Here is a 12,354-nt window from a genome sequence, read left to right as displayed (position 1 = left end):
ACGCGGCGTGGAAGCAGCACCGAATGCACCTCTGGGGAGCACACTGATGTCCAGCGCAACTGTCCGGCCAAGTACACCTGAGCAGACCATCCCGGACGAACCGGGAACGAGCCGCCACCGCGGAATTCTCGTCCGCTGGATCACGTCGACCGACCACAAGGTCATCGGGTACATGTATCTGATCGAATCGTTCCTGTACTTCTGCTTCGGCGGAGTGATGGCCCTGATCATCCGGGCCCAGCTCTTCGAACCCGGGTCACAGCTGCTCGCGACGAAAGACCAGTACAACCAGCTCTTCACGATGCACGGCACCATCATGCTGCTGATGTTCGCCACCCCACTGTTCGCCGGGTTCGCCAACTTTCTGATGCCGCTGCAGATCGGTGCCCCCGACGTGGCCTTCCCGCGGCTGAACGCCTTCGCGTTCTGGCTGTACACCTTCGGCAGCGGTCTCGTCGTCGCCGGGTTCCTCACCCCGCAGGGCGCCGCGTCGTTCGGCTGGTTCGCTTATGCCCCGCTGTCGAGCACCACATTCTCGCCCGGCGACGGCGGAAACCTCTGGGTCTTCGGCCTCGTGCTCAGCGGATTTGGCACGATCCTCGGAGCCGTGAACTTCATCACCACGATCATCACCATGCGCGCGCCAGGCATGACGATGTTCCGGATGCCGATCTTCGTCTGGAACACCCTCGTCACGTCCATCCTGATTCTGATGGCGTTTCCCGTGCTCGCCGCAGCACTCGCGGGCCTCGGCATCGACCGCGTCTTCGGCGCCCACATCTACGACGCAGCAACAGGAGGCGTCTTACTCTGGCAGCACCTGTTCTGGTTCTTCGGCCATCCCGAGGTGTACATCATCGCCCTGCCGTTCTTCGGCATCGTGTCTGAAGTGTTTCCCGTCTTCAGCCGCAAACCCATCTTCGGCTACAAGACCCTGATCTACGCGACTATCTCGATCGGTGCGCTGTCGATCACCGTCTGGGCGCACCACATGTACGCCACGGGCTCAGTTCTCCTGCCGTTCTTCTCCCTGATGTCGATGCTGATCGCCGTTCCGACCGGGGTGAAGATCTTCAACTGGGTCGGCACCATGTGGCGTGGATCAGTGACCTTCGAGACGCCGATGGTCTTCGCGATCGGATTCCTGATCACCTTCACGTTCGGCGGGCTCACGGGAGTCATCCTCGCCTCACCGCCCCTCGACTTCCACGTCACCGACTCGTATTTCGTCGTCGCCCACTTCCACTACGTCATCTTCGGCACCGTGGTCTTCGCAATGTTCAGCGGCTTCTACTTCTGGTGGCCCAAATGGACGGGCAGGCTCCTGAATGAAAGGCTCGGAAAGTGGCACTTCTGGCTGTTGTTCATCGGCTTCCACACCACCTTCCTCATCCAACACTGGCTCGGCGTCTCCGGCATGCCCCGCCGCTACGCCACCTACTCCATCGACGACAGCTTCACCTGGATGAACCAGCTCTCCACGATCGGGTCGGCGATTCTCGCCCTCTCCATGCTGCCCTTCTTCCTAAACGTCTACCTCACCCGCAAGTCTCCAAAGGTCACCGTCAACGATCCCTGGGGTTATGGCCGGTCACTCGAGTGGGCCACGTCGTGCCCGCCCCCGCGACACAACTTCACCACGATGCCCCGTATCCGATCGGAATCACCGGCGTTCGACATCAACCACCCCGAGGCGGGAGTGCCCGTCGGCGTCGGCCCGCTCAGAGACGCACCGGATGCTCCAACCTCAGACGTGGGCAGTCAGAAAATCTCGTAGCCCTCAAGAGAAGGAGTTCGACCATGCCCCACACCGATTCGCTTGCAATGACCCTGGCCGAGGCGATCCTGATCGAAGACCACTTCGAGCACGGAGAACTCGACCCCCTTCTGCCCGGAACAAGCGAACTCCTCAGCGAGGCTCGCCGCGTGAGATTCGACGCGGCAATACCCCCGCCGAAGCCGCGGCCTCCGCAGGAGCATCCCCGGCGCCGCATCCATAGGGCAGCGATCGCGTGTGTGCTCGGAATGGTGGGTGTATTCGCAGTGACATACTTCACTTTCCTCGCGACGCCGCCCACCACCTGGTAGGAGGTCGTTCGTTCCTGCCGCGAGCCGTCGCTTTCTCCAGAGAAACGGCTCCGGCCCTTCGAGCAGTGAAAGAAACTCAGCGCGACAACGCTTGCCGACAAATGGCGGAGCCGCTCGCAACGAAAAGCATCGGCCTCGACCTGCGACGGGCCCGAATCTTTTCGAGTGCGATTTCGAGTACGACAAGGCCGTTTGCTTACCCAGCTGACGACGTCGATCGGACGGGTGGCGCGTTTCAATCGCGTATTGTCTGCGGTCGCCTCGGAGGAGGTTCAGTGAACAGGACTTTCGACTCTGCCGTCAGCAGGGGTGCGAGCTTCTACTTGAACCGTGTCTTTACCCGTTTCGACTAAGAGGTGCCTTCATGCCCGACGTATCCGTCATTCCTACTGGTGGTCGAGCGGCACCGCTTGAGCTGGTTCCGCGTGACCACCCCGCCAACATCGACCTGTGTGTCACCGAACCTCTCGACCTCTCTGAGTTGATCCGGACAATGGGTGAACGGTCCAGACCTGATCAGAATGACCTGTGACCCGTTCTGGCTCTACACCGCCGGCGCGTTTATTGGCCAGAAGCTAAACGTTGAGCGACAAAACCCCAGCGCAATGGCATAGATCTAGATCCCTGCCTACTGGGCCGACCTCGACGTCGTCAGACGACGGGACTTTAGGCACTACGGGAGGAGGCGTGGGCCACGACACTGACTACAGAGCGCCTCAAAAACTCCTAAAAACCGGCGCGAGACACGCACGACTACGAGATGAGTTTTCAAGACATGAGGCAATCGCGGAATCTCGCGGATTCTGGAGGCCGTTCCGTAGGGGAGTGGGGTGCCTCGTTAACCTTTAGCTTTCTGGGGTGGAGAGTTTTCCTTGGGCGCTGAGACCGTAGGACTCAGAGGGCTGCGGGGCACTCGTGTATCCGGGCCGACGCCGTGTTCCTCGATATGGTTCACTTCCGCCGATTCGAGAGCGCGGGGGAATGTTGCCAGCGACTGCCGTATGCGCCCCGCTGGCTGTTGGCGCGCGTGCCGGTGGTGCTGGGTTGAATACCTGGCTGCTTACCGCGGCCGGCGCGGGTCGGGTGACTGTTGGTTGTTTCTGTGTTCAAGGTGCGGCGGCGGTCGCCTCGAGCACGGCGAGGAGCGGCAGCTTTTGTACTTCTCGCTAATGGTCACTGCTGTGTGGTTGAGCGGGCGGTTCGACTGGTCGGGGTCGAGGACTCGGCTGTTTATCACTCGTGTCCGCGGGCGCTTGACCCCCGGAAAGCTCACACTGGGCACAGCCGGTTTCGCAGGTCAGGCCCCGGTCGCTCGTCGTCTGCGGTTCACCAGTCGTGCACGGTTCCGTCGGCGAGCCGGTTGTAGGGGAGGTAGGCCGTCTCGTACGGGTACCTGCCGGCCTCGTCGAGGTTCAGCGAGACCCCCAGCCCCGGCTCGGTGCCGGGGTGCAGCATTCCTTTCTGCCAGGTGAACGTCTGCTCGAACACCTCGTTCGTGCGGGTGCCGTGCTTCATGTACTCCTGGATGCCGAAGTTGTGGATCGCGAGACCGAGGTGCATCGCGGCGGCCATACCGACCGGTGAGATGTCGGTCGGGCCGTGCATCCCCGACTTGATCTGGTACTGCGCGGCATAGTCGAGCACCTTCCGCAGGTGGCTGATGCCTCCCGTGTGGGTGACGGCGCTCCGAACGTAGTCGATCAGCTGCTCGCGGATGATCTGCTGGTAGTCCCACACGGTGTTGAAGATCTCACCGATCGCGAGCGGCGTGGTGGTGTGCTGGCGGACGAGCCGCAGCGCCTCGGGATTCTCCGCAGGGGTGCAGTCCTCGAGCCAGAACAGATCGTACGGTTCGAGCGATTTGCCGAGCTGAGCGGCCTGGATCGGCGTCATGCGGTGGTGGCCGTCGTGCAGCAGGGGCAGTTCGGGCCCGAATTCGTTCCGAACCGCCTCGAAGACCGTGGGAACGTGGCGCAGGTAGCTGCGGGTGTCCCAGTCCTCCTCCGCTGGGCGGGCGCCGCGCTGGGCGGGCTCGTGGTCGTAGCGCACCCCCGAATTGGCTTCGAAGGTGGCGTTCGACGCGATGCCGTAGATCGACTTCAGGCCGGGCACGCCGGTCTGCACGCGGATCGCCCGGTAGCCCTGTTCCTGGTGCGAGCGGATGCTGTCGAAGAGTTCGTCCTGGGTCTTGCCCGAGGCGTGTCCGTAGGCGAGCAGCCCGGTTCTGGATGCCCCACCGAGCAGCTGGTAGAGGGGCATGTTCGCGGCCTTGGCCTTGATGTCCCAGAGCGCTACGTCGACGGCGGCGATCGCGGCCATCGTGACCGGGCCGCGCCGCCAGTAGGCCGAGCGGTAGAGGAACTGCCAGGTGTCCTCGATGTTGTGCGCGTCGATTCCGATGAGCAGCGGCGCCACGTGGTCGCGCAGGTACGAGACGACCGCGAGTTCCCGTCCGTTGAGGGTGGCGTCGCCGAGGCCGGTGAGGCCGTCATCCGTCGTCAGCTTCAGGGTGACGAAGTTGCGGTCGGGGCTCGTGACGATGACTTCTGCTTTGTCGATTCTCATGGGTTCTCTCCTTCGAGTGGGATGAGGCGGGGGTCGATCAGTCCGAGGAGGGCCTCGCTCGCCCCCTCCGGCAGCGCGGCGGCGGCGCGCACCTGGGCTTCGACGGCATCCGTCATCACACCATCGTGCAGCACGCCGCCCGGGAGCACCTGCGAGATCCAGCCCCGGATGACGCTGAGCGAGGCGTCGCCTGAGCGGCCCGCCGCCCATTCGGCGAGCACGACGGGAACGATGCGGATCCGGAGCTTCCCCACGGCGTCGTTCGCGATCTGGGCAAGACGGTGTTCGATGCGCGTGTTCCCGAAGCGTTCGAGGAGGGCCCGGCGGTAGGCGTCGAGCTGCAGGTCGACGTCGCCGGGCAGATGGATGACCGCCTCCGCCCAGAACGCGTTCACGGCGTCGAGGCAGCCGGGGTCGGCGATGGCGGAGGCGACGGTCTCGTGGCCGCGCTGCCGGGCCGTGTAGGCCAGCAGGCTGTGGGCGCCGTTCAGCAACCACAGTTTGCGGTTCTCGAACGGTGCGATCTCGTCGACGAAGCGAGCGCCGGCGCTCTCCCAGTCGGGGCGCCCGGCCGGGAAGTCGCCGGAGAGCACCCAGTCGGAGAACGGCTCGGTCATAACGGGGGCCGCATCGTGCCAGCCGGTGAGGCGGGTCGCGCTCTCGAGGTCGGCGGGGGTGGTCTTCGGAGTGATGCGGTCGACCGAGGTCGAGACGAAGGAGACGCTCCCGGCGATCCAGGCCGCCAGGGAGGGATCGATGTCCTCGGCGAGTGCCAGCAGGGCCGCCTCGACGATCGGCCCGTTCCCCGGTAGGTTGTCGCACGGCACGACGGCGATCGGGGCGGCGATGCCCGAGGCTGCCTCAGCGGTGCGGCGCTCGTTGAGGCCGAAGAGAAGCCGGCCGAGTGTGGTCTGGAGGCTGGGTGCTGCCTGGAGTGCGGATGCCGGCGGGGTGGTGGTGCTCGGCGCCGTCAGCCGGTCTCGCAACAGCGCCACGTCGGCGGCGACCGAGGGGTCGGCCGGATCGGGCCGGCCCGCGCTGTCGAGGCGGTAGCCGGCTTCCGTGATCGTGAGTGTGACGATCGCCACAGCAGGCTTCCGGAGAAGCTCCGCGAGGCGCGCGACATCCGCGCCGTCGTTCGCCTCGACGATACTGGTGATCACCGTTGCAGAGTCGCCGGATTCGGCTCGCTCGATGAGGGTGTAGAGGCCGTCCTGGGGAGACAGCTCGAGGGCCGCCTGCGGGCTCCGGCCGGTGAAGGCGGCGATGCCCCACTCGGCTCCATCGCTCGCGCGGGCCGTGTACCAGGCCTGGTGGGCCCGATGGAAGGCGCCGAGCCCGAGGTGCACGATGCGCACGGGTGGGGTGGGCGTCGGCAGTCCGGTGCGCCTTGCCAGGGCGTCGCGGGTGAGGGCTTCCCCGGTCACCAGTCGTGCACCGTTCCGTCGAGGCGGCGGTTCACCGGCAGGTACTTCGGGTTGTAGGGGAAGCGTGCAGCCGCCGCCTCGTCGAACTCGACCCCGAGGCCGGGCGCGGTGCCGGGGTGCATCAGGCCGTCGTCGAACGTGTACTCGTGGTGGAACACCTCGGCGGTCTGCGGCGTGTGCCCCATGTACTCCTGCACGCCGAAGTTCGGGATGGTCAGGTCGACGTGCAGCGCTGCCGCCATGGTGATGGGGGAGAGGTCGCCGGCCCCGTGCGATCCGCTCCGCACGCCGTAGAGTTCGGCGAGCGAGAAGATCCGGCGCAGGTGCGTGATGCCGCCGGCGTGCGACACCGACGTGCGGATGTAGTCGATCAGCCGCTCGGTGATGAGCGTCTGGCAGTCCCAGATGGAGTTGAACACCTCACCGACCGCGATCGGAGTGGTCGTGTGCTGCCGGATGAGGCGGAACGCTGTCTGGTCCTCGGCCGGGGTCGGATCCTCCATCCAGAACGGCCGGTAGGGCTCCAGCGAGGCACCGAGCCTGCCCGCCTCGATGGGCGTCAGCCGGTGGTGCACGTCGTGCAGCACGTGTATGCCGAATCCGAACCGGTCCCGCACGAAGTCGAACAGGCGCGGGGCGAAGTCGAGGTACGACGTGGTCTCCCAGCTGTCCTCCTGGGGCAGTGATCCGCTCGCCGGCTCATAGTGGCTGCCCTGGGCGGGGATGCCGTAGGTCTTCTCGACCCCTGGGATCGACGCCTGCACCCGGATCGCTTTGTAGCCGAGCTCGAGGTGGGCGCTGAAGTCGTCGGCGAGTTCTTCGAGGTCGCTGCCCGACGCGTGCCCGTAGACCATCACCCCGGTGCGGGCGGCCCCGCCGAGCAGTTCGTAGACGGGCATCCCCGCCGCCTTGCCCTTGATGTCCCAGAGGGCGACGTCGACAGCCGCGATCGCCGTCATGGTGACCGGTCCGCGTCGCCAGTACGCGCCTTTGTAGAGGTAGTGCCAGATGTCCTCGATGCGGTTGGCTTCGCGGCCGATCAGGAGGGGGACCACATGGTCGCGGAGGTACGACTCGACAGCGAGTTCGCGGCCGTTCAGGGTGGCGTCGCCGATACCGCGGATGCCCTCATCCGTGTCGATGATGAGCGTCACGTAGTTGCGGCCCGGCGAGCTGACCACAACTCGAGCGTCGGTGATGAGCATGTCTGCCCGTTCCTGGTGTGCCTGGGGCGTTCGTTTCCTCGCTGATGCGAACGACGGGTGGGGGGTCGGCGCAACCGTGGAGTCCCTCACTGATATACAAGTATGGCACAGGTGGACGAGACTGACGAGGTCGTGCGGATCCGGTTGCTCAGCGCCGTCGCGTGGGGGTGGCTGGGGCGAAGAGCTCGGGGCGGGCCGCCCGGATGAGGGCGATGTCGTCGAACACCTTGCGGAGGTGGCGCCGCAGGGCATCCGTCGCCGCGCCGGAATCGCCCCGCGCCACGGCATCGACGATGCTCTGGTGCTGGTCGATGAGGGTCGACATCTGCTGCGTGAGCGAGAGTGAGAGGCGACGGGCCCTGTCGAGATGGGCCTTCGCCTGGCTCACGGTGCGCCACGCAGAACCGTGCTGCGAAATGTTCATCAGCGCGAAGTGGAACTGCTCGTCGAGCGCGAAGAACAGCTCGGTGTCGTCTCGCTCATCGGCGACCCGCTGCTCGGCGATCAGCGCATTGAGGCCAGCGAGCTGTGCGGCATCGACCATGTAAACGGCCTCGCTGAGGGCGGCGAGTTCGAGCGACTCCCTGACGAACTGGGATGTCGCGATCTCCGCCTCGACGATGGGGGAGACGAGCGTGCCGACCTGGGGCACGACAGAGACGAGCTGCTCCTCGGCCAACAGGATCAGGCTCTCGCGCACGGGAGTGCGGGAGAGGCCGAGCTGGCCGGCGAGCTCGTTCTCCGACAGCTGGGAGCCGGGGGCGAGTTCGAGGGTGATGATCTTCTGGCGGATGATGTCCAGTGCCTGGCCGCGGGCGTTCCTCGGCGCTGTGGGCAGGAGGCGGGACGAGCCGACGAAAGTCATGTCCCCATTATTGCTCGTCTGGAAAACTTGCGTACTTGTATGGCAGTACTTGTATGGTAGTGTGCACGAGGTCGAGCAGATGCGACCTGAGTTGCAAAGGAGCACAGTCATGACGGACAAGACGCGGAATGCCGAGGCGGATCCGACCGCCGCCGAACCGGAACCGGCCACAAGGTCCGGCGAACTCGCCAAGGTGGCCGTCTCGGGCTGGCTCGGAACAGCCATGGAGTTCATGGACTTCCAGCTGTACTCCCTGGCCGCCGCTCTCGTCTTCAACAAGATCTTCTTTCCCGACGTGAGTCCCGCGATCGGCTTCATCGCCGCGATGGCGACCTACGGTGTCGGCTATGTCGCTCGCCTGGTGGGCGCGATCTACTTCGGCCGCATGGGCGATCGGATCGGCCGCAAGAAGGTGCTCTTCATCACGATCGCCCTCATGGGAGCGTCCACCACTCTCATCGGGGTACTGCCGACCTACGCCATGGTGGGCATCTGGGCACCGATCATGCTGGTGGCGCTCCGCCTGATCCAGGGCTTCGGAGCCGGCGCCGAGATCGCCGGCGCCTCGGTGATGCTCGCCGAGTATGCGCCGACACCGAGGCGCGGCCTGATCGCGTCCCTGGTCTCGCTCGGCACCAATTCGGGCACCCTCGCCGCCTCCGGAATCTGGGCGATTCTGGTCGCGACGCTGCCGAGCGACCAGCTCGAGAGCTGGGGCTGGCGCATCCCGTTCCTCGCGAGCTTCGTGCTGCTGATCCTCGCGGTGTGGATCCGTACCTCCATCAAGGAGAGCCCGGTCTTCGAGCAGCGCGTCGATGTCATCGACGGCGTCGCGATGACCCGCGCCGAACTCGCCGCCGCCGCGACCGGCAGCGTCAGCACGATCGAAGCGGGCCTCCACCAGCGGAAGGGGCGTGCCTTCCTCATCGCGCTCGGGCTGCGGTTCGGCCAGGCCGGCAACTCGGGGCTCATCCAGACGTTCCTCATCGGCTACCTCGCCACCACCCTGCTGCTCGACAAGTCCGTCGGCATCAATGCGATCCTGATCGGGTCGCTGGTCGGCTTCGCAACGGTTCCCGCGATGGGGCTGATCGGTGACAGGGTCGGCAGGCGGCCGGTGTACATCGTTCTGACGATCATCACGATCCTGTTCGCTGTTCCGATGCTCCTCATGATCAACAGCGGCAACACGACCCTCGTGACCATAGCCATCGTGGTCGGACTCAACATCGGCGTGCTCGGCCTCTTCGCGATGGAGAGTGTGACGATGGCCGAGCTCTTCGGCGCCCGCACCCGCTTCACGCAGCTGGCCCTCGCCAAGGAGATCGGCGGCATCCTCGCGACGGCGATCGGCCCGGTGCTCGCCGCGACCCTCACCGCCGTGACCGGATCGTGGTGGCCGCTCGCCGTCATGGTCATCGGGTACTCGGCGATCACCTTGGTCAGCGCGATCGTGGCGCCCGAGACCCGCGGCCGCGACCTGGTGCTGCTGCAGGATGCAGCATGAGAGCCGTCGTCGTGCACGGGCCGGAAGATCTCCGCATCGACGAGGTCGCCGATCCCATCGCGGGGCCGGGCCAGGTCGTCATCGCGATGGAGTGGGGCGGGATCTGCGGATCCGACCTCTCCTACTACAAGCACGGCGCGTCGGGTACGGCCGTGCTGAAGCACCCCCTCGTGCTCGGGCACGAGATCGCCGGGCGCATCGTGCAGGTCGGAGCGGGTGTCACGAACCTCTCCCTCGGCGACGCGGTCACTGTGCATCCCTCCCAGCCGGTCGGTGGGGCGCCCCTGCCCGACCGGCTCGCCGGCCGCACCAACCTGTATCCCGAGATCCGCTACTTCGGGTCGGCGGCGTTCGACCCGCACACCGACGGCGGGTTCAGTGAGCTCCGCGCGGTGGACGCCGGGATGATCAGGCTGCTGCCATCCGGCGTCGACACCCTGAGCGGCGCGCTCGCCGAGCCCTTCGCGGTGGCGCTGCACGCCGTGAACCGCGCGGGCGACGTGCGGGGCAGGGATGTGCTGGTGAACGGCGCCGGGCCGATCGGTTCGCTCGTGGTCGCCGCCCTGAAGTATCGGGGTGCCGCGACGGTCACGGCCGCGGACATCCAGGACAGCGCTCTCGCGATCGCAGAGGAGCTCGGTGCCACGACGACAGTGAACGTCGCCGCCGGCGGTGTGCTGCCGACTGACACCGAACTCGTCTTCGAGACCTCGGGAGCATCCGGTGCGCTCGGATCCGTGCTCCGCGCGACGGCTCGGGGTGGCACGCTCGTGCAGGTCGGCAACCTGCCGGGTACGCCGACGCCGGCCGCCCTCGGCGACCTCGTCACGCGCGAGATCACCTGGATCGGGTCGTACCGCTTCGTCGACGAGATCGACGACGCGCTCGAGGCCATGGCGGGCGGGGTCGACCTCTCGCCCATCGTGACGCACCGCTTCGACCTGGCCGACGCCGGTGCGGCCATGCAGGTCGCCGCCGACCGTAGAGCGGGCAGCAGCAAAGTCATGCTCCGGCTCGGCGCCTCCGACTCCTCTCCACTCCGATGACCTCGAGGAACCCGATGCCGACAACCGTCACGCCCCTCCGCCCCCGCCCCTCCAGGCTGCTGCTCGACACGAGGGTCATAGCGGTGCTCCGGGCAACCCACGCCGTCGAGTACGAACCCGTCATCGAGGCGCTCGTCGGCGGCGGGGTGAAGTCGATCGAACTGACCCTGAGCACGGCCGGGGTCTTCGAACACCTGCCCGCGCTCCGCGAACGTTTCGGTGCCGACGCCGAGATCGGAGTCGGCACGGTGACAACGGTGGCCCAGGCTGTCGAAGCGATCGAGGCGGGCGCTTCGTACCTGGTCACCCCCGTGACCTCGACCGGCATCATCGAGGCGGCGGTCTCCCGCGGCATCCCCACCTTTCCCGGCGGACTGACACCGACCGAACTGCACACCGGCTGGGCGGCGGGCGGTACCGCGGTGAAGGTCTTCCCCGCCTCGCTCGTCGGCGAGAGTTACATCTCGATGCTCCGCGGGCCCTTCCCGGGCATCCAGGTCATTCCCTCAGGCGGGGTGGGGATCGACGATGCGGTGCGATGGATGAAGGCTGGAGCGCTGGCCGTGAGCGTCGGCGGCCCGCTGCTCGGCGACGCTTTCGCGGGCGGCGACCTCCGCGCTCTCACTGAGCGGGCGACCCGGCTCGCCGCGGCTGTTGCAGAGGCAGCCGCGTGAACCTCCGCGCGCCACGGGCGCCCTACCTGGTGACGTTCGGCGAGACGATGGCCCTGCTGAAAGCCGAACAGCCCGGACCTCTGGCCCACGCCTCGTCGCTCGGCCTCGGCATCGGCGGCTCGGAGTCGAACGTGGCCATCGGTGTGTCTCGACTCGGGGGCTCCGCCGTCTGGTGCGGCCGGGTCGGCGACGACTCGCTCGGGCAGCTGGTGGTGCGGGAGATCCGTGCCGAGGGTGTGGAGGTTCGGGCGATCGTGGATGGGGGCGCTCCCACCGGTCTCATGATCAAGGAGCGCCGCACCGCCCACACCCAGAAGGTGACCTACTACCGTGCCGGCAGTGCCGGTTCGAGGTTCTCGGTCGAAGACCTCGACGAGGATCTCGTGCGTGGTGCGGGCGTCCTTCACCTCACGGGCATCACGCCTGCGCTCTCGGCGTCGGCTGCCGACGCGGTGTTCGAAGCGATCGGGCTGGCCCGGGCATCCGGAGTCACCATCTCGTTCGACCTCAACTACCGCTCGACACTCTGGAGCGCGGAGGCCGCTGCCGACGCCTACCGACGCCTGCTCCCGCTCGTCGACGTCGTGTTCGCGGGTTATGACGAGGCCGCGCTTGTCGTCGGCGAGGCGCCGTCCGAGGTATTGGCGGCCCGGCTCGCCGAGTTCGGACCGGCGCAGGCGATCATCAAGCGCGGACACCTCGGTGCGGTCGCCGTGATCGACGGCGCCGTGCACTGGCAGCCACCCGTGCCGATCAGCCCGCTCGACACCGTCGGAGCGGGCGACGCCTTCGTGGCGGGGTATCTGGCCGAGCTGCTGCTGCCGGGGGATCCGGGCGGCTCGACGCCTGAGGCGCGGCTCGCGCTCGCGGCGCAGGCCGGCGCGTTCGCGTGCCTCGCTCCCGGAGACTGGGAGGGACTGCCCACCCGCGCCGAGCTGCACCTCCTCGACACAGTGGAGCCCGTGGCACGCTGAAGC

At 66.7% G+C, this 12,354-nt stretch carries 11 protein-coding genes; 7 read left to right on the top strand and 4 right to left on the bottom strand.

The window, feature by feature from the left end:
• The first annotated feature begins 46 nt into the window (after nt 1-46).
• The 3 genes from ctaD to B7R21_RS20215 all read left to right on the top strand — a co-directional run bounded on the left by ctaD (nt 47) and on the right by B7R21_RS20215 (nt 2,620).
• Nucleotides 47-1,777 carry an aa3-type cytochrome oxidase subunit I gene (gene ctaD / locus B7R21_RS15765; RefSeq protein WP_116284165.1) on the top strand — a complete coding sequence of 577 codons (1,731 nt, stop codon included), beginning with the start codon at nt 47-49 and terminating at the stop codon, nt 1,775-1,777.
• A gap of 23 nt (nt 1,778-1,800) precedes the next feature.
• Entirely contained in the window at nt 1,801-2,088 is a 288-nt protein-coding gene (locus tag B7R21_RS15760) for a hypothetical protein (RefSeq protein ID WP_116284164.1), read from the top strand.
• Nucleotides 2,089-2,452: 364 nt separating this feature from the next.
• Complete coding sequence (locus B7R21_RS20215; RefSeq protein ID WP_172592210.1) at nt 2,453-2,620, top strand: hypothetical protein; 168 nt, start codon at nt 2,453-2,455, stop codon at nt 2,618-2,620.
• A gap of 794 nt (nt 2,621-3,414) precedes the next feature.
• Here B7R21_RS20215 and manD (B7R21_RS15755) read toward each other — a convergent pair.
• From manD (B7R21_RS15755) to B7R21_RS15740, 4 genes are all read right to left on the bottom strand, one after another.
• Entirely contained in the window at nt 3,415-4,653 is a 1,239-nt protein-coding gene (manD, locus tag B7R21_RS15755; RefSeq protein ID WP_116284163.1) for a D-mannonate dehydratase ManD, read from the bottom strand.
• A complete protein-coding gene (locus B7R21_RS15750; RefSeq protein WP_253259849.1) occupies nt 4,650-6,080 on the bottom strand; it encodes a mannitol dehydrogenase family protein in 1,431 nt (476 codons plus the stop codon). Before B7R21_RS15750 ends, manD (B7R21_RS15755) begins: the two co-directional genes overlap by 4 nt.
• Nucleotides 6,077-7,285: a D-mannonate dehydratase ManD gene (manD, locus tag B7R21_RS15745; protein WP_116284161.1), complete on the bottom strand. Its 1,209-nt coding sequence runs from the start codon at nt 7,283-7,285 to the stop codon at nt 6,077-6,079. The genes B7R21_RS15750 and manD (B7R21_RS15745) overlap by 4 nt, the downstream gene beginning before the upstream one ends.
• Nucleotides 7,286-7,433: 148 nt before the next feature.
• The gene (locus B7R21_RS15740) at nt 7,434-8,150 is read right to left on the bottom strand and encodes a GntR family transcriptional regulator (RefSeq protein WP_116284160.1); all 717 of its coding nucleotides are present in this window, start codon (nt 8,148-8,150) and stop codon (nt 7,434-7,436) included.
• Nucleotides 8,151-8,259: 109 nt separating this feature from the next.
• Between B7R21_RS15740 and B7R21_RS15735 the strand changes: the two genes are divergently transcribed.
• From B7R21_RS15735 to B7R21_RS15720, 4 genes are read left to right on the top strand one after another with little or no spacing between them, the layout of a single operon-like run.
• Nucleotides 8,260-9,657, top strand: coding sequence for an MFS transporter (locus B7R21_RS15735; RefSeq protein ID WP_116284159.1), 1,398 nt, complete (start codon nt 8,260-8,262; stop codon nt 9,655-9,657).
• Nucleotides 9,654-10,703: an L-idonate 5-dehydrogenase gene (locus tag B7R21_RS15730; RefSeq protein ID WP_116284158.1), complete on the top strand. Its 1,050-nt coding sequence runs from the start codon at nt 9,654-9,656 to the stop codon at nt 10,701-10,703. The genes B7R21_RS15735 and B7R21_RS15730 overlap by 4 nt, the downstream gene beginning before the upstream one ends.
• Nucleotides 10,700-11,377, top strand: a complete 678-nt coding sequence (locus tag B7R21_RS15725) for a bifunctional 4-hydroxy-2-oxoglutarate aldolase/2-dehydro-3-deoxy-phosphogluconate aldolase (protein WP_253259848.1) — start codon at nt 10,700-10,702, stop codon at nt 11,375-11,377. The genes B7R21_RS15730 and B7R21_RS15725 overlap by 4 nt, the downstream gene beginning before the upstream one ends.
• Nucleotides 11,374-12,351 (top strand): sugar kinase, encoded by a 978-nt coding sequence (locus B7R21_RS15720; protein WP_253259847.1) that lies wholly within the window; start codon nt 11,374-11,376, stop codon nt 12,349-12,351. The genes B7R21_RS15725 and B7R21_RS15720 overlap by 4 nt, the downstream gene beginning before the upstream one ends.
• Nucleotides 12,352-12,354 lie beyond the last annotated feature (3 nt).

This window comes from Subtercola boreus (assembly GCF_003399625.1).
Lineage (GTDB): Bacteria > Actinomycetota > Actinomycetes > Actinomycetales > Microbacteriaceae > Subtercola > Subtercola boreus_C.
The sequence above is the reverse complement of the archived record's forward strand: the minus strand, read 5'-3'. Positions and strand labels throughout refer to the sequence as shown.